This is a genomic window from Mycobacterium sp. 48b, assembly GCF_048282725.1.
GTDB lineage: Bacteria > Actinomycetota > Actinomycetes > Mycobacteriales > Mycobacteriaceae > Mycobacterium.
In genome coordinates, this window is sequence record NZ_JBLVUL010000001.1 from 4,806,672 (window position 1) to 4,824,161 (window position 17,490).

18 protein-coding genes and 1 pseudogene are annotated in these 17,490 nt (G+C 67.3%); 7 read left to right on the plus strand and 12 right to left on the minus strand.

All coding sequences use genetic code 11. From position 1 onward, the window contains the following. Nucleotides 1-88 precede the first annotated feature (88 nt). From car to ACNQR1_RS23430, 3 genes and pseudogenes are all read left to right on the plus strand, one after another. A complete protein-coding gene (gene car / locus ACNQR1_RS23420; protein ID WP_418048080.1) occupies nt 89-3,577 on the plus strand; it encodes a carboxylic acid reductase in 3,489 nt (1,162 codons plus the stop codon). A gap of 85 nt (nt 3,578-3,662) precedes the next feature. After that, nucleotides 3,663-4,124, plus strand: a complete 462-nt coding sequence (locus ACNQR1_RS23425) for an SRPBCC family protein (protein ID WP_418048081.1) — start codon at nt 3,663-3,665, stop codon at nt 4,122-4,124. Nucleotides 4,125-4,171: 47 nt separating this feature from the next. Then, a pseudogene (locus ACNQR1_RS23430) lies at nt 4,172-5,360 on the plus strand (HNH endonuclease). Here the strand turns inward: ACNQR1_RS23430 and ACNQR1_RS23435 are convergent. The 6 genes from ACNQR1_RS23435 to ACNQR1_RS23460 form a co-directional block, all read right to left on the minus strand. Beyond that, nucleotides 5,357-5,743: a DUF1304 domain-containing protein gene (locus ACNQR1_RS23435; protein ID WP_418048082.1), complete on the minus strand. Its 387-nt coding sequence runs from the start codon at nt 5,741-5,743 to the stop codon at nt 5,357-5,359. The pseudogene ACNQR1_RS23430 and the gene ACNQR1_RS23435 overlap by 4 nt on opposite strands. 5 nt (nt 5,744-5,748) lie before the next feature. Then, nucleotides 5,749-6,804 (minus strand): Holliday junction branch migration DNA helicase RuvB, encoded by a 1,056-nt coding sequence (ruvB, locus tag ACNQR1_RS23440; protein WP_418048083.1) that lies wholly within the window; start codon nt 6,802-6,804, stop codon nt 5,749-5,751. After that, entirely contained in the window at nt 6,804-7,391 is a 588-nt protein-coding gene (gene ruvA, locus ACNQR1_RS23445; protein WP_418048084.1) for a Holliday junction branch migration protein RuvA, read from the minus strand. Before ruvA ends, ruvB begins: the two co-directional genes overlap by 1 nt. Then, nucleotides 7,388-7,957, minus strand: a complete 570-nt coding sequence (gene ruvC, locus ACNQR1_RS23450) for a crossover junction endodeoxyribonuclease RuvC (protein WP_418048085.1) — start codon at nt 7,955-7,957, stop codon at nt 7,388-7,390. Before ruvC ends, ruvA begins: the two co-directional genes overlap by 4 nt. 75 nt (nt 7,958-8,032) lie before the next feature. Then, nucleotides 8,033-8,353: a hypothetical protein gene (locus tag ACNQR1_RS23455; RefSeq protein ID WP_418048086.1), complete on the minus strand. Its 321-nt coding sequence runs from the start codon at nt 8,351-8,353 to the stop codon at nt 8,033-8,035. Between the two features lie 78 nt (nt 8,354-8,431). Beyond that, nucleotides 8,432-9,034 (minus strand): TetR/AcrR family transcriptional regulator, encoded by a 603-nt coding sequence (locus ACNQR1_RS23460; protein ID WP_418048087.1) that lies wholly within the window; start codon nt 9,032-9,034, stop codon nt 8,432-8,434. A gap of 68 nt (nt 9,035-9,102) precedes the next feature. Between ACNQR1_RS23460 and ACNQR1_RS23465 the strand changes: the two genes are divergently transcribed. Further along, nucleotides 9,103-9,936, plus strand: coding sequence for an alpha/beta fold hydrolase (locus ACNQR1_RS23465; protein WP_418048088.1), 834 nt, complete (start codon nt 9,103-9,105; stop codon nt 9,934-9,936). A 33-nt stretch (nt 9,937-9,969) separates the two neighbouring features. Further along, the gene (locus tag ACNQR1_RS23470) at nt 9,970-10,620 is read left to right on the plus strand and encodes an NAD(P)H-binding protein (protein WP_418048089.1); all 651 of its coding nucleotides are present in this window, start codon (nt 9,970-9,972) and stop codon (nt 10,618-10,620) included. Between the two features lie 5 nt (nt 10,621-10,625). Here ACNQR1_RS23470 and ACNQR1_RS23475 read toward each other — a convergent pair whose 3' ends face one another. The 6 genes from ACNQR1_RS23475 to ACNQR1_RS23500 form a co-directional block, all read right to left on the minus strand. After that, entirely contained in the window at nt 10,626-10,955 is a 330-nt protein-coding gene (locus ACNQR1_RS23475; protein ID WP_418048090.1) for a rhodanese-like domain-containing protein, read from the minus strand. Nucleotides 10,956-10,993: 38 nt separating this feature from the next. Beyond that, nucleotides 10,994-11,413, minus strand: coding sequence for a MarR family winged helix-turn-helix transcriptional regulator (locus tag ACNQR1_RS23480; protein ID WP_418050471.1), 420 nt, complete (start codon nt 11,411-11,413; stop codon nt 10,994-10,996). A 3-nt stretch (nt 11,414-11,416) separates the two neighbouring features. Then, nucleotides 11,417-12,172: a YebC/PmpR family DNA-binding transcriptional regulator gene (locus ACNQR1_RS23485; protein ID WP_418048091.1), complete on the minus strand. Its 756-nt coding sequence runs from the start codon at nt 12,170-12,172 to the stop codon at nt 11,417-11,419. A 77-nt stretch (nt 12,173-12,249) separates the two neighbouring features. Continuing rightward, entirely contained in the window at nt 12,250-12,573 is a 324-nt protein-coding gene (locus ACNQR1_RS23490) for a hypothetical protein (RefSeq protein WP_418048092.1), read from the minus strand. Between the two features lie 28 nt (nt 12,574-12,601). Beyond that, nucleotides 12,602-14,029 (minus strand): acyl-CoA reductase, encoded by a 1,428-nt coding sequence (locus tag ACNQR1_RS23495; protein ID WP_418048093.1) that lies wholly within the window; start codon nt 14,027-14,029, stop codon nt 12,602-12,604. Further along, nucleotides 14,026-15,363, minus strand: a complete 1,338-nt coding sequence (locus ACNQR1_RS23500) for a hypothetical protein (protein ID WP_418048094.1) — start codon at nt 15,361-15,363, stop codon at nt 14,026-14,028. The genes ACNQR1_RS23495 and ACNQR1_RS23500 overlap by 4 nt, the downstream gene beginning before the upstream one ends. A 75-nt stretch (nt 15,364-15,438) precedes the next feature. On the opposite strand from ACNQR1_RS23500, the gene ACNQR1_RS23505 reads away from it, so the two are divergent. Then, entirely contained in the window at nt 15,439-16,071 is a 633-nt protein-coding gene (locus ACNQR1_RS23505) for a TetR/AcrR family transcriptional regulator (RefSeq protein ID WP_418048095.1), read from the plus strand. Further along, nucleotides 16,068-17,486 carry an aldehyde dehydrogenase family protein gene (locus ACNQR1_RS23510; protein ID WP_418048096.1) on the plus strand — a complete coding sequence of 473 codons (1,419 nt, stop codon included), beginning with the start codon at nt 16,068-16,070 and terminating at the stop codon, nt 17,484-17,486. Before ACNQR1_RS23505 ends, ACNQR1_RS23510 begins: the two co-directional genes overlap by 4 nt. Nucleotides 17,487-17,490: the final 4 nt, after the last annotated feature.

A 17,490-nucleotide genomic window follows, 5' to 3' on the forward strand; every position in this document is an offset into this window, starting at 1 on the left:
GAAATATAATTAGTTTTACTAACGTAGTAATCAGTAGGCGCGGAAAACGTGCCGACGATATTTGTTTTGATTTGCTCAGGGGACCGATATGACCACCGAAACACGCGAGGACCGGCTCCAACGCCGGATCACAACGCTCTACGAAACCGATTCACAGTTCGCCGACGCCCGCCCCAGCGACGCCGTCAACGCCGCCGTCGCCCAGCCTGACCTGCGGCTGCCGGCCGTCGTCAAAGGTGTGCTCACCGGGTACGCCGACCGCCCCGCGCTCGGACAGCGCGCCGTGGAACTCGTCACCGACGCCGACGGCCGCACGTCGGCCCAGCTGCTCCCCCGTTTCGACACCATCACCTACCGCCAGCTCGGCGACCGCATCCAGGCCGTGACCAACGCCTGGCACAACCATCCGGTGAAGCCCGGCGACCGCGTCGCCATCCTCGGGTTCACCAGCGTCGACTACACCACCGTCGACACCGCCCTCATCGAACTCGGCGCCGTCTCGGTGCCGCTGCAGACCAGCGCCCCGGTCGCCACACTGCGGCCCATCGTCGCCGAGACCGAGCCGACCGTGATCGCGGCGAGCATCGACTTCCTCGACGACGCAGTCGAATTGGTCCGTTCCGGACCCGCGCCCCGTCGCCTGGTGGTCTTCGACTACCGCCCGCAGGTCGACGTTCAACGTGAGACCTTCGAGGCCGCCAAGGCTGCGCTGGCCGACACCGACGTCGTCGTCGAACCGTTGGCCGACGTCCTCGACCGCGGTCGCTCGTTGGCTGACGCACCGCTGTACACCCCGGGTCAGGCCGACCCGCTGACCATGCTGATCTACACCTCCGGCAGCACCGGCACCCCCAAGGGCGCCATGTACCCGGAGAGCAAGGTCGCCAACATGTGGCAGCTCGCGTCGAAGGCCACCTGGGACGAGAACCAGGCGGTGCTGCCCGCGATCACCCTCAACTTCATGCCGATGAGCCACGTCATGGGCCGCGGCATCCTGATCGGGACGCTGAGCTCGGGAGGTACCGCCTACTTCGCCGCACGCAGCGACCTGTCCACCTTCCTGGACGATCTCGCCCTGGTCCGGCCCACGCAGCTCAGCTTCGTGCCGCGGATCTGGGACATGCTGTTCCAGGAGTATCAGAGCCGTCTCGACCGCTCCGGCGGAAGTGAGGACGCGGTGCTCGCCGAGGTCCGTGAGAACCTGCTGGGCGGGCGGTTCGTCTCCGCGATGACGGGTTCGGCGCCGATCTCGGCGGAGATGAAGGCCTGGGTCGAGCGCCTGCTCGACATGCACCTGCTTGAGGGCTACGGCTCGACCGAGGCAGGATCGGTCTTCGTCGACGGCCAGATCCAGCGCCCGCCGGTGATCGACTACAAGCTCGTCGACGTGCCCGATCTGGGCTACTTCCGCACCGACCAGCCCCACCCGCGCGGTGAGCTGCTGGTGAAGTCCGAGCAGATGTTCCCCGGCTACTACAAGCGCCCCGAGATCACCGCGGAGATGTTCGACGAGGACGGCTACTACCGCACCGGCGACATCGTCGCCGAGCTCGGCCCCGACCACGTCGAGTACCTCGACCGGCGCAACAACGTGCTGAAGTTGTCGCAGGGCGAGTTCGTCACCGTCTCCAAGCTCGAGGCGGTCTTCGGGGACAGCCCGCTGGTGCGCCAGATCTTCATCTACGGCAACAGCGCCCGCTCGTATCTGCTGGCGGTCGTGGTGCCGACGGACCCGACCGTGCCGAAGCAGGCGATCAACGACTCACTCCAGGACGCCGCCCGGGTCGCGGGCCTGCAGTCCTACGAGATTCCCCGCGATTTCATCGTGGAGACAACACCTTTCAGCCTGGAGAATGGGCTGCTGACCGGCATCCGTAAGCTGGCCCGCCCCAACCTGAAGAGCCATTACGGCGAGCGGTTGGAGCAGCTGTACACGGAACTGGCCGAAGGACAGGCCAACGAGCTCAGTGAACTGCGGCGCAGTGGTGCCGACGCACCCGTCCTCGACACCGTGAGCCGTGCCGCCGGGGCCCTGCTGGGTGCCGCGGCATCCGATCTCGCGCCCGAAGCCCACTTCACCGATCTGGGCGGGGATTCGCTGTCCGCGTTGACCTTCGGAAACCTGCTGCAGGAGATCTTCGACGTCGAGGTGCCCGTGTCGGCCATCGTCAGCCCGGCATCGGATCTTCGGACCATCGCCGAGTACATCGAGGCTCAGCGCTCCGGTACCAACCTGCGGCCGACCTTCACCTCGGTGCACGGTCGCGACGCGACCGAGGTCCATGCGTCCGATCTGACGCTGGACAAGTTCATCGACGCCGCGACGTTGGCCGCCGCACCGGGCCTGCCCGGTCCGGTCAGCGAGATCCGCACCGTACTACTCACCGGCGCAACCGGTTTCCTGGGTCGTTATCTGGCCCTGGAATGGCTGGAGCGCATGGATCTGGTTGACGGCAAGGTCATCTGCCTCGTGCGGGCAAAGTCCGACGAGGAAGCCCGCGCACGGCTCGACAAGACCTTCGACAGTGCTGGACCTAACAGCGGCGGCGACCCGAAGCTGTTGGCGCACTACCAGAAACTGGCCGCCGACCACCTCGAAGTGATCGCCGGCGACAAGGGCGAAGCCGACCTGGGCCTCGACCAGGCGACCTGGCAGCGCCTGGCCGACACCGTCGACTTCATCGTCGACCCGGCCGCGTTGGTCAACCACGTGCTGCCCTACAGCGAACTGTTCGGCCCCAACGCACTTGGCACTGCCGAGCTCATCCGTATCGCGCTCACCACGCGGATCAAGCCGTTCGCTTACGTGTCGACCATCGGCGTGGGCGGCGGTATCGAGCCAGGAAAGTTCGTGGAGTCCGGGGATATTCGAGCCATTAGTCCGGTTCGACGCGTCGATGACGGCTACGCCAACGGGTACGGCAACAGCAAGTGGGCCGGCGAGGTCCTGCTGCGTGAAGCCCACGATCTGGCCGGCCTGCCGGTGACGGTGTTCCGCTGCGACATGATCCTGGCCGACACCACCTATGCCGGGCAGTTGAACCTGCCGGACATGTTCACCCGCATGATGTTCAGCCTCGTCGCCACCGGTGTCGCGCCGAAGTCCTTCAACCAGCTGGACGCGGACGGCAACCGTCAGCGCTCGCACTACGACGGCCTGCCCGTCGAGTTCATCGCCGAGGCCATCTCCACCCTGGGCGCCCATGTCCAGGACGGCTTCGAGACCTACCACGTGATGAACCCGCACGATGACGGCCTCGGCATGGACGAGTTCGTCGACTGGCTCGTCGAGGCCGGCTACCCGATCCAGCGCGTCGAGGACTACCAGGAGTGGTTGTCCCGCTTCGAGACCACGTTGCGGGCGTTGCCCGACAAGCAGCGTCAGGCCTCGCTGCTGCCGCTGCTGCACAACTACCAGCAGCCCGGCCTGCCGGTAAACGGCGCGATGGCACCGACCGACGTGTTCCGTGCCGCAGTGCAGGACGCGAAGATCGGCCCGGACAAGGACATTCCGCATGTCACCCGCGAGGTCATCGTGAAGTACATCAGCGATCTGAAACTGCTCGGATTGCTGTAAAAAGACTTCCCCACAAGGGAAGAATCCCCTGAGCGGCCGCGGTCCTTATCCAGGACCGCGGCCGATCAGTATGTAGCGTGGTGAGATGGGCAGCACCCGGGTCTCCGGAGACGTCAGGGCACCCCGTGACGCGGTGTATCGGGCGCTCATCGACGCCGACGCGATCGCGGTGTGGCGGGTTCCGTCCGGAATGCGCAGCGAGGTGCACGAATTCGACGCCCGCTCCGGCGGTACCTTTCGCATCTCTCTGCACTACGACTCACCGGACGCCATCGGAAAGACCAGCGCCCACACCGACACCTATCACGGCCGTTTCGTCGAGCTGGTGCCGAATAAGCGAGTCGTCGAAACCATCGAGTTCGAGAGCGACGATCCCGCCTTGGGCGGCGTGATGACGATGACGACGACGTTGCGCGAGTCCGGAGGCGGCACCGAAGTCGTGATCCAGCACGACGGGATTCCCGACGCGGTGAACGCGGCCGACAACGAGACCGGTACGCGAATGGCATTGGCCGCGCTGGCCGCATGGGTGGAAACCCACACTTAGACGGCGTGCGACGCGGGTTGTCGGACCGTCGGGGTAGTGTCGAACACATGTTCGAAGAATTCGCGCGGATCGATCCCAGTGCCGGTGAGGCGGCACTGCGGGATCGCATCGCCGAGCTCGAACGGCTCAAGTCTGCCGCCGCAGCCGGGCAGGCCCGCGCCACCGCCGCCTTGGAGGCCGCCCGCCGTACAGCGGAAGCCGCCGCCGGGATACCCGCCTCGCGGCGCGGCCGCGGACTGGGTTCGGAAATCGGATTGGCCCGCATGGATTCACCCACCCGCGGCAGCCATCACCTCGCCGATGCCCGCATCCTCGTGCGCGACATGCCGTGCACATTGGCCGCCCTGGAATCCGGGGTGCTCACCGAATCCCGCGCCCGGTTGATCGTGCGGGAGGCGGCCTGCCTGTCCCCCGTCGACCGGCGCCGCCTCGACGAACAACTGTGCGCCGACCACACCACGCTGATCGGCCTGGGTGATGCGCGGCTGACAGCGGACGCCAAGACCATTGCCTACCAACTCGATCCGATAGCCGTCATCGAACGGGCCACCAGGGCACCCGAGGATCGCAACGTCACCTTCCGGCCGGCGCCGGACGCCATGGCCATCGTCACGGCCGTGCTGCCCGCGACCGACGCGGCATCCGTACGCTACGCACTCATCGACGCCGCCGACCGCTGCACCGACGGCCGCAACCGCGGTCAGGTCATGGCCGACACCCTGACCGCCCGCATCACGGGCCGCATACCTCCAGGGCCATGGGCCCATTCCCGCAGCGGCGGCCCGGCGCATGATCGGCAACGCCCTCGTGGACGAGAACTCCTGGGCGACGCTGCGTCGCCTCTACGCCGCACCGGACACCGGAGCACTGGTCGCGATGGAGTCCCGGTCCCGGCGGTTCCCGAAAGGCCTGGCCCGGTTCATCGCCACCCGAGATCAAACCTGCCGCACGCCCTACTGCAACGCCCCGATCCGACACATCGACCATGTGACGCCGCATCACCGGAACGGGCCGACCTCCGCGGCCAACGGTCAGGGGCAGTGTGAGCGCTGCAATTACGTCAAAGAGAGCCCCGGCTGGCAGGTGGTGGCCGGTGTCGACGAATCAGGCCGGCACACGACAGAATTCATCACCCCTACCGGTGCCACCTATCGGTCGACCGCGCCACCGTTGGCCGGGGGCCTGCGGGTGTTGACCCGAGAAATCCACCTCGTGATCAACAAGCGCGCGGCCTAGACCAGCAACGCCACGACCAGGAGCACGACCGCGATCAGCGGGAAGATGCCCTGGGTGATCGCCGCGCGCGCCTTGTCCGGCGAGCTCGTCAGCAGCACCGCGGCGGCGGCCAGCATCGACCCCACCCCGGCGAACACCAGAGCAAGCCCAACCCCGTTGTGTCCCAGGCCAACCGCGACAATGCCGACCACGGTGACGATCGCCAGGAACAAGTTGTAGAAGCCCTGGTTGAACGCCAATTCCTTGGTGGCCTGCGCCTCTTCCTCGCTGATGCCGAAGGTGGCGCGGGTACGCGGCGAAGTCCAGGTCAGCGACTCCATCACGAAGATGTAGACATGCAAGGCCGCGGCGAGCGCGGCGAACACCAGACCGGCGATGACCATGCCGTCTATTCAAACAGGCCGGGCTGTCCCAGTCCGGTAACTGGCGGTTGCATGCCCAGATGCGTCCATGCCAGCGGCGTGGCCACCCGGCCCCGCGGGGTGCGGGCAACCATGCCGGCGCGCACCAGGAAGGGCTCGCAAACTTCCTCGACCGTGGTCGCTTCTTCGCCCACCGCCACCGCCAGGGTCGACACCCCGACCGGGCCGCCGCCGAAGCTGCGGGTGAGCGCCGAGAGCACGGCGCGGTCGAGCCGGTCGAGGCCGAGCTCGTCGACGTCGTAGACCTCCAACGCGGCCTTGGCGATATCGCGGGTGATCACACCGTCGGCGCGGACCTCGGCGTAGTCCCGGACCCGGCGCAGCAGTCGGTTGGCGATGCGAGGCGTGCCACGGGAACGTCGGGCGATCTCCGTGCCGGCCTCGGAGCCCAACTCGATGCCGAGGATGCCGGCCGAGCGGGCCAGCACCCGCTCGAGCTCGACCGGCTCGTAGAAGTCCATGTGCGCGGTGAAGCCGAACCGGTCGCGCAGCGGGCCGGTCAGCGCTCCGGACCGGGTAGTGGCCCCCACCAGGGTGAAAGGCGCGACCTCGAGCGGGATCGACGTGGCGCCAGGGCCTTTGCCGACCACCACGTCGACGCGGAAGTCCTCCATTGCCAGATACAGCATTTCCTCGGCGGGCCGGGCGATGCGGTGGATCTCGTCGATGAACAGCACATCGTGTTCGACGAGGTTGGACAGCATCGCGGCCAGGTCACCGGCCCGCTCCAGCGCGGGGCCGGAGGTGAGCCGCAGCGAGGAGCCCAGCTCGGCCGCGATGATCATCGCCAGCGAGGTCTTGCCCAACCCGGGAGGCCCGGACAGCAGGATGTGATCCGGTGTGCCACCACGGTTCTTGGCACCCTCGATGACCAGCTGCAGCTGCTCGCGCACGCGGGGCTGACCGATGAACTCCCCCAGCGAACGCGGACGCAGGCTGGCGTCGATGTCACCTTCACCGACTGTCAGCGCCGGTGAGACCTCCCGGTCATCGGGTTCGTCGGCGTCGTCGAAACGGCCCATTACTTCTTACCCAACATGGAGAGCGCTGATCGCAGTGCGGAGGCCGTCGTCGCCTCGGGGTCGTTGGCCAGGACCTTGTCGGTGGCCTCCTCGGCCTGTTTGGCCGCAAAACCAAGCCCGACAAGGGCTTCCACCACCGGGGCACGGACCGCGTGACCCATCGCCCCGCCGATCGCCCCGGGGGTGACCGGACCGATCTTGTCCCGCAGCTCCAGCACCATGCGTTCGGCACCGCGCTTACCGATTCCCGGGACCCGGGTCAGCGCCGTCACATCCCCGTCGGCCAGAGCCTGGCGCAGGGCCTGTGGGTCGTAGACCGCCAGCGTCGCCAACGCGATCTTCGGCCCGACGCCGGACACTCCCAGCAGCGTCAGGAAAAGGTCTCGGGCATCCCCGTCGGCGAACCCGTAGAGGGTCATCGAATCCTCGCGCACGATCATCGCGGTGATCAGCCGCGACTCGGTGCCACGGCGCAGTGTGGCCAGTGTCGAAGGTGTCGCCATCACCTTGTAACCGACGCCGGCGGCCTCGATCACGGCATGGTCGAGGGCGATGTCGATGACCTCGCCGCGCACCGAGGCGATCATGCCCGGCCTGCCTTCGCGGTGGCTTTCAGCCGGGCCTGGTACTTGCGGCGTTGCTCGGCGGCCATCGCCTCGGCAGCGGCCATCCGCGCGATCATCGGCGCGCGCCAGCAGTGGCAGATGGCCAGGGCCAGCGCGTCGGCGGCGTCCGCCGGGGTCGGCTTGGCCTGCAGCGCAAGAATTCTGGTGATCATCTCGGTGACCTGGGCCTTGTCGGCACGCCCGTTACCGGTGACCGCGGCCTTCACCTCCGACGGAGTGTGGAAATGCACCTCGATGTCGCGCCGAGCGGCGGCCAGGGCGATCACCCCGCCGGCCTGGGCAGTACCCATCACCGTTGACACATTCTGCTGGGCGAAGACGCGCTCGATCGCGATCACGTCGGGCCGATGAGTGTCCATCCAGTACTCGGCCACGTTGCTGATCTCGAGCAGCCGCTTCTGCAGCGGTGCGTCAGCCGGGGTGCGGACCACATCCACATCGAGTGCGGTGACCTGCCGGCCCTTGCCACTCTCGACCACCGACAGGCCGCAGCGCGTCAACCCGGGATCCACTCCCATCACCCGCACACGAACCCCTTCGTCAGAACATCTGTTCGATAGCCTAGCGGGCCACGGCGACAGGGGGCAGCAGGGACACGCCAATCAGCGGTAGTCCGACACACCGGCCGCCAGGACGCTCCGGCGGATCTCGTCCATTCGTCGCCCCGATGCCCGCCAGCCCCTGACACGTTCGGTGCCGACTTCCCGGCCCGCCCGCTCGATCACGATCTTCCAGGGCACGCCCAGAAATTTCGCCACGAACCAGAACGGCCAGGCCAGGAGAACCAGCAGCACGATGACGGCGAAGATCGCACCGACCACACCGTCGGAGTCCCCCCACGTATCCGGGGCGTACATCCACTTGCGCCGCACCGTCCAACCGACACCGTGCGGATCGGTCACCGCCTCGTTCGTGATCTCCATGCGCCCCCGCTTCCCCTCGTGCGACCCAGCACGACATCCGAGATCACCGTAACGGTGCGAACGAGGGGCGCAGTGCGCTCAATTCGGCGTATCGGTCAACACTCGCGCCCCCAGTTCGATCCCCCGATACTGCGGGGCCAGTGCGCGGCCGGCAGCCAGCAGCGGCTCGACGTCACGCAGCGTGCGAGCCAGGATGAACGCCCCTTCGAGTGCGGCGACGAGTGCCACCGTCACCTCACGCGCCATTGCCGGGTCCACGCCGCGCTGGGCGAAATAGGCCGCGCCGCCGTCGAACCATGCGGTGAACACCCCGGCTGCCACGACCCGCAGATCCTCGACGGTGTCGGAGGTTTCGGCCGCCACGGTGCCGACGGGGCACATGTTCGCAAACCCGCTGGCTGCCATGTCTTCCGCGGCTTGGTTGAACACACCCTCGACGGCATGCCCCAGGTCGTCGTAGTCGTCGACGATGGTCGGAATCAGCATCCCGTAGGCGACACCCGCGTCGATCAGCGCCTCGCGGGCGATCTGCAGCTTGCCACCGCGGAAGTGGTGGTAGAGCGAACCGATCGGGGCGCCGGAAGCCGCCACGATGTCCTTCATTCCGACCGCCGCGTAGCCCTTGTGCCGCATCAGTTCGGCGGTGGCGGTCAGGATCGTCTCCCGCGTGGACCTTGCCATCTGAACCTCCTCCCGACACACTAGAGCATAAATTCTAGAATCATCGTTCTAATGCCAGGAAGGCCGTCATGAAATCAGTCGAACTGCCCGCGGGCACCATCGAATATCGCGAAGAGGGCGATCCGGCCGGTCCGCCTGTGGTGCTGCTGCACGGACTCTTGATGAACGACACGCAGTGGTCTACGACGCTGCCACTGCTGCCCGCCGGGTTCCGCTATCTGCTGCCGGTACTCCCCATGGGCGGACACCGCGTCCCGATGCGGGAGGACGCCGATCTCAGGATGGACGGGATGCTCGGTGTCGTCGCCGACTTCCTCGACGCCCTGGACCTGGCGGACGTCACGCTGATCATCAGCGACTGGGGCGGCCCGCTGTTCCTGACCGACACCGGTCGCGACAAACGTATTGCGCGGCTGGTCATCTGCCCGTCGGAGGCGTTCGACAACTTCCCGCCGGCGCCCTACGCCAAGGTCCTGTGGCTGGCCAGCCGCACCACCGGCACCGTCTCCTTCGCGCTGCGCCAGATGCGCATCGCGTGGTTGCGCCGGCAACCGATGCTGTGGGGCGAGATGTCGAAAAAGCCAATCCCCCAACATATTTTCGAGGGTTGGACCGAATCCGCATTGGCCGATCGGCGGATCCGCCGTGACCTGATCAACTACTGCCGCAGCCGATTCGACAAGACCGAGTTGATCCGGGCCACCAACGCCCTCGCCGATTTCACCGGCCCGGCGCTGGTGTTGTGGAGCGACAACACCGTGATGCCGCCCGCACACGGACGACGACTGGCCGACCTGCTGCCCAACGGACACCTGCGCCAGATCGAGGACGCGCGCGTGCTGATCATGCTCGATGAACCCGAACGGACCGCCGAGGAGATCGGCCGCTTCCTGACCCAGTGACCCGGGGCTACCGTGTCCGTGGGAGGTACGGATATGCGCGTGGTCATTGCCGGCGGACACGGAAAGATCGCCTTGATCCTCGAACGGTTGCTGTCGTCCCGAGGCGACGAGGCGGTCGGGCTGATCCGCAACCCGGCCCAGTCGGCTGACCTGGAGGCGGCCGGCGCGACCGCTGTCGTGCTGGACCTGGAGAGCGCGTCGGTCGCCGAGGTGGCCGACGCGGTGCGCGGCGCGGACGCCGTGGTGTTCGCGGCCGGCGCAGGTCCGGGTAGCGGGGCGGCCCGCAAGCAGACCGTGGATCGCGATGCCGCGATCCTGCTGGCCGACGCCGCCGAGGCTGCGGGCGTGGACCGATACGTGATGGTGTCGGCGCTGTCGGCCGATGATCGCTCGCTCGACGAGAACTATGACGAGGTGTTCCGCGCCTACATGCGGGCCAAGTCCGAAGCCGATGCCGACGTGCGGGCCCGCACCGGCCTGCGCGCGACGATCGTGCGGCCGGGCGGGCTCACCGACGATGCCGGCACCGGCAATGTCACGGTCGCCGAATCCACCGGACGCGGCAGCATCCCCCGCGAGGACGTCGCGCGGGTACTCCTCGCCGTACTGCACGAGCCGGAGACCGCCGGACGGACCTTCGAAGTGATTTCCGGGCCGACGCCCATCGAGGAAGCGCTACGCTGATCCGCTCATCCGGTCAGCGGCCCACCCGCCGCGCGCCAGTGGATCAGGCCGCCGCTCATGTTGACGGCCTCGAAACCGTTCTCCACCAACAGGTTCGCCGCACCAGCCGACCGGATTCCGCCGGTACAGAAGGTGATGATCAGGCGGTCGTCGGGAAGGTCCAGGCAGCGCCCGGGCAATTCCTCGAGCGGCGTGTGCACCGCGGTTGGGATGTGGACCCGGTTCCACTCGAACGTGCGGCGCACGTCGACGACCAGTGCGCCCTCGTCGACGAGCCGGACCGCCTCGGCGGCGCTGACAGCCGGCGGCCGGCGCAGGTAGTGCCGAAAACTCATGCGCCCACGCCTTCCATAACCTTCAGCCTAGCTGAAGGTTATGCGGAACCCGACATGATCCGGGTCATATACGCGCGGAGCGCTTCGGTGAGTTCGGGGTGTTCGGCGGCGAACTGCGCATCGAGTGTGGTCACCACCTCGGCGGCCCGGTCCAACAGTGCCGCACCTTTTGCCGTGACCTGCAGTGTCGACGCGGCGCCGGCATGCGCCGTCGCATCGTCGACCAGGCCCGCATCGACGAACGACGCCACGGCGGCGTGCGCACTCTGCACGGTGATGCGCGAACGTCGCGCGAGTTCACTGAACGAGATGCCCGGATTCCCCCGAACATGCCCCAGCAGCCCGTACTTGCGGGTGGTCAGCCCGAGCGGTTTCAGCGCGTCGGTGAACGCGGACTCCCAGACTCGGCTGACGGTGAGCAGCCCGACGGTGGGGCTGAAGGGGGGCGGCTCGGGCAGTGACTACTCCTCGTCGAGCTGCGCGGCGACATCGTCGGGGATGTCGATGTTGGTGTAGACCTCTTGCACGTCGTCGCTGTCCTCCAGCGCGTCGACGAGCTTGAACACCTTGCGGGCGCCCTCCAGGTCGACCGGCACGCTCACCGAGGGCTGGAAGCTGGCCTCGGCGGAGTCGTAGTCGATGCCCGCGTCCTGCAGCGCGGTGCGGACCGCGACCAGGTCGGTGGGCTCGGAGATGATCTCGAAGGAGTCGCCGAGGTCGTTGACCTCCTCGGCACCGGCCTCCAGGACGGCCATCAACACGTCGTCCTCGGTCAGGCCGTTCTTCTCCAGCGTCACCACACCCTTGCGGGAGAACAGGTAGGCCACCGAGCCCGGGTCGGCCATGTTGCCGCCGTTGCGGGTCATCGCGACGCGGACTTCACCTGCGGCGCGGTTGCGGTTGTCGGTGAGGCACTCGATGAGCACCGCCACCCCGTTGGGGCCGTAGCCCTCGTAGGTGATGTTCTGCCAGTCGGCGCCACCGGCCTCTTCACCACCGCCGCGCTTGCGGGCGCGCTCGATGTTGTCGTTGGGCACCGAGCTCTTCTTCGCCTTCTGGATGGCGTCGTAGAGGGTGGGGTTACCGGCCGGGTCTCCCCCGCCGACACGTGCCGCGACCTCGATGTTCTTGATCAACTTGGCGAACATCTTGCCGCGCTTGGCGTCGATGACGGCCTTCTTGTGCTTGGTGGTGGCCCACTTGGAATGGCCGCTCATGCAGGTACGCCCCTTTTCCGGTTAAAACTCCGGCCCTCCAGTTTACGTGGCCGGTCCTACCGCGCTCGATACGACGTCTACAACGCCTGCAGCAAGACCAGCGTGGTCCCCGCCGAGGCGGCGCACAGCACCGGCCAGTACCAGATGTGCCAGTGCCGCCAATGCCCGATCGCCATGCCGATCGGGGCCAGGACGACCAGCGCCACGGTGAGCACCGCCCATCCCGCCATGGTCGCCGCGTCATCGGCCTGGTCGGGAAACGCGCCGCTGAAGCCCACCGGAAAGATCGCGGCGAACGCCAGCAACACGGCAATCATGCCGACGAAGGCCCATACGGCCCAACTGATCACCGACTCGACGACGCCTGGCCGCCGAACCGAGGTTCGCGACGACACGGACATGCACGGAGCGTACGCCGGTCCGCCGCTGTTACCCGGTAGCCACCGGCAGCGCCGCGTTGGCATCGGCGGTCAGGATGTCGTCATCACCCATCCAGTGCACGAACCGGGCCAGCGGGTACATCGCATCGTGCGGACCACCGGCGACATGGCCGTTGGCGGTGCCCACCCGGCACACCCGCTGGCCACCCGCGCCGGCAAGCGCATCGCGCAGCTGGGCCTTGCGTCCATAGGGGTAGACGCCGATGGTCTGGGTCGCGACGTTGACGTGGCGGATCGCGTCGTCGAGCGAGGCCACCATGACCACGTTGGAGACCTTGTTCGACGGATGGAAGTCCACCGGCGCGTCGGACAGCAGCACCATGCCGCGCCCGTCGAAGCGGCCGAACACCTCGAGTTCATCATCCATCGCGCCCATCACCTCGATCTCGTCGCGGATGTCGGTGGGCGGCAACGGCGCCACGGCCGACCCGAACAACCGGTCGGCGCCCAGTCGCGGCCAGAGCGCGGCGCAGAACCGCCTGGCCTCGGCCGGATCGGTGGTCTCCAGGAAGACGAATCGACTCGCTAGACACGCCTCCTGGTTGAACACGCAGGTGTCGGCGGCGACCCGCTCGGCCACCTCGGCCAGCACCTCATCGGAGGCGAACACCTCACGGCCGACCATCGAGATCGAGCTCTTGGGGTCGAACGACACCAGCTGAATTCCTGGCCCCAGGTAGCGGATGACGTTGTTGATGGCCGGTCCACCGCCCCACGCCACGATCTTGTCGAAGTACTGCGGGCGGTAGATGGTGCGCTCGATCGCCTCGTCACCGCCGGCCCAGTACACCGCCGACATCGACTGCACCACAGGATGGTCGGCGTCGATCTCGGCCATGGTCCGTAATACCGCAACGGTGGTGAACGGGTCTGAGGACGGCATCTTGAACAGGTTGACGGCCTTGACCAGAGCACCCTGGGCGATCGAGGCGATACAGCCCGCCGGGGCATTGCCGGCCAGCATGTGCACCATGCGGGGCGGGAAGGCCCGGATCGCACCGGTGTTGCCGGCCGCATCCGTCCGGCTCACCCAGCCGTCGAGCACCGCCGGGTCGGCGAAGTTCGATTCGACCTGCGCCCACAGACTTTCGCGGCGCAGCAACTCCGGAGCGGTGCGGTACAGGTTCTCCACCACCCGGCGTGGCAGCGGGTTGGTCTCGGCCACCAGATCCAGGCAGCGCTGCAGGTGCGGGTTGTCGTCGAGCGCCAGTCGCTCGCCGGTCTCGACGAGGAAGTCGACGATCTCGGCCAGTGGCACGTCCAGCAGTGGCGGCAGTTGGGTGCGAGGCGTGATCAGCCCGTCCAGATCGATTGCCGGCGTGATGAAGTCGATGCCAAGATCGCGGGAGGTGTGCTGGACCGCGTCACCCTCGACCAGCTCACCGCGAATCATGAACGGGGCGTTCAGCGGGCTCATGCCTCTCCCCGCACGTAGGCGTCGATGGTGCCCGAGCAGGTGATCTTGTCCCCGCCCAGATCGGCGTAGCGGGTGATGTCCGGCCCGACGGTCGGACCTTGATGACCGCACTCGCAGACGCCGAAATCGGTGTCGATGCGGTCCCCGGAGATGACCCCGCCCCAGCGGCCGTCCAGCGACAGGTCGAAGAATGCGCCGCGCGCCTGCACCAATCCGGATGAGGTGTCGACGAGGTTCTCGCCGGGCTCGTCGAGTGGCAGCAGCAGCACCCATGGCGGCACGTGGTAGCGGCCGGCCGGGCACTTCGGGAACGGGGTGTTCAGTTCCTGCATCGTGTAGAAGTGGTACACCCGCTCGTCTGCGATGTTGAACGTGTCGAAGATGAACTCCCGGTAGTCCGGCGGCAGCGCGGCACCTTTGAGACCGCCGGCCACCAGAAGCCCGGTGTCGTCACGGAAGTCGTTGCCGGAGTAACCTTTTGCCCGGACCCCCTGAGCCACCTGGTACAGGGAGGCGAACATTCCGGTCAGCAACAATTGCCGTTCCCGACTGGCGATCAGCTCATCGACCGCACCGGCGGTGGCGGCGTCCATCGCGCTCTGCCGGCCGGCGCTGGTGGTTTCGAACGCGGCGACCTCCGAAGGGCCTGCCGTGCCGTCGGCAATGCGGCGGCGTAGGTCGATCATGCCCATGATGGAACCGACCGAGATGGGATCGACGGGCAGCTGATAGGTGTCGACCTCGGTCGAGAACGCCTCGACGAGCGCGATCCGGGTGCGTTCGTTTCGCTCAACACTGGTGCGCGGTCCCAGGCCGAACAGCTTGCGGGTGCCGTCGGCCGGGATGCCGGTGGCCCAGGTCAATCCGGTGACATTGGCCCGTGAGGCGACGTCGAGGTCGGACTCCGAGCAGGCGATCATGGCCGGCTTTCCGGTGGTGCCGCTGGAGCAGGTCAGATAGCAGCCGGCAGACTCCATCCGGGTCACGAAGTCGTCGAGACCGGCGACGCCGCCGACGTCGACTCCCGCCGGATCACATGTGGAGACCGTGCCCACCCATTTGGCCATGCGGTCCCATCGACCGTCGGTCAGCCAGTTCTGGGCGTAGCTCTTGTAGGCGCCGTGGGCGAACAGCAGCGGCACCAGGTCCTGGATCTCGACCACCTTGGTGATGTCCGCAGACTGCGATCGGTTGCGCAGCAACGGAATCTGATCGATCTGCACGGCGAACCGCTCGTTGACCGCGTCGATCTGCAGCTGCCGCACGTCCGCGGGTGCGATGTCGTAGCGATCCGGCGCGGTCTGCAGGGCGAGGAGTTGGTCGACTGCAGTCATGGCGACTCCTGACGGAATTGGGAGAACTCCCGATTAATAGCACCTAGTGCGTTTCATTACTGCTACTGTGACGCCGTGGACCGAATTCGTCAAGTGGGCCGCCCCACCCGGGAGCAGGCCGCACAGCGCCACGTCGAGTTGCTCGACTGCGCGCTGGAAGTGTTTCTGGAGAATGGATTCGAGCGCGCCACCATCGACGGCATCGCGACCGCCGCCGGCATGGCCAAGCGCACCATCTACGGCCTCTACCCCGACAAGGCCGCCCTGTTCGAGGCCTCGGTGCAACGTGCGGTGGACCGGTGGCTGGTCCCGATCGAGACGCTACGTGCCGCCGAGACCGATGACCTGGAGGAAACCCTGCTCGCCATCGGCCGGATCCGATTGGCGGGCATCACCAGCCCGGCCGGCGTCGCGTTGCAGCGCATCCTCAACGCGGAAGGCAACCGCTTCCCGCGCCTGTTCCGGCTCGTATACGACCAGGGCACCATGCCGGCTCTGACCTTCATCGCCGAGGTCCTCGCCCGCCACGCCGAGGCCGGAATCATCGAGATCGACGACCCCGCCGTGGTGGGAGGTGCGTTCCTGAGCATGGTCGTCGGCGGGCCCGCCACCGGCGCTCTCTGGGGCGTGACCTGGGATCCTGACGACCTGGACAAACGCATGCGGATCTTGGTGCGGCTGTTCCTCGACGGGGTACGGCCGCGATGACCGAATCATTCATCGACGGCGCGTCGGTGCAGTCGACCCAGCAGTACGACAACATCGACCCCGCCACGTCCCGGACCATCGGCGCGGTGGCACGCGGTGGCGCCGACGAGATCGACCAGGCAGTCACCGCAGCGCGACGGGCATACCCGGGATGGCGGAGAACGGCTCCCGCTCAGCGATCCGACGCACTCAGCGCGATCGCCGACGTGATCGACGGTCATCGGGAAAGACTGGCGCTGCTGGAGTGTGAGGACACCGGCAAGCCGTTGAGCCAGGCCCGCACCGACATCATCGTGGCCGCACGGTATTTCCGGTTCTACGCCCATGCCATCGACAGCTACTACGGCCAGACCATTCCGCTGAGCGAGGACCTGCACGTCTACACCCGGCGCGAGCCGCTGGGCGTCACAGGGCACATCATCGCCTGGAACTACCCCATGCAGCTGCTCTCCAGGGCGGTAGCGCCGGCGATCGCCGCGGGCAACACCGTAGTGGTCAAACCAGCCGACGAAACACCGCGCACCGCAGTGGAGTTCGCCCGCCTCGCAACCGAAGCGGGCTTGCCGGCCGGCGTCGTCAACGTGGTGACCGGCATCGGCGCCGAGGCCGGTGCCGCGCTGGCCGCGCATCCGGGGGTGGACGCCATCGGGTTCGTGGGATCCACCCGGATCGGCTCGGAGATCGCCCATGCGGCCGCCGACCGCGTGGTTCCGGTCGTGCTGGAGCTGGGCGGCAAGTCCCCGCAGATCGTCTTCGCCGACGCCGACCTGCCCCGCGCGGCCGACTTCGTTACCAAGGCGATCCTGCAGAACGCCGGCCAGACCTGCTCGGCCGGATCACGACTGCTCGTCGACGCGGCCGTCCACGACGAACTGCTGGACCTCGTTCTCGACCGGTTCAGCCAGGTCAGCATCGGACCTGGGATCGCCGATCGCGACCTGGGTCCGCTGATCTCCCGCAAGCAGCAGCAACGGGTGACGGATCTGGTGTCGGGCAACACCACCGGTGAGATCCTTTGCGGTGGAACCCCACCCGACGACGACGAGCTGGGCGGGGGTGCTTACTTCAGGCCCACCGTGATCGACGCCGTCGACCCGGCCTCGACGATCGCCCAGCAGGAGATCTTCGGTCCGGTACTGACCGTCAACAGCTTCCAGGACGAGCAGGAGGCGGTCACGCTGGCCAACGGAACCGAATACGCGTTGCTGGCGGCACTGTGGACGCGGGACCTGTCCCGGGCGCACCGACTGGCCGCCGACGTCCTCGCCGGCCAGGTGTACGTCAACACCTATGGTGCCGGGGGCGGCGTCGAGCTGCCGTTCGGCGGATTCAAGAAGTCTGGATATGGCCGCGAAAAGGGTTATGAGGCACTCGATGCCGTGACGGCCACCAAGACCGTCGTGGTGGCCCTGTAATCCA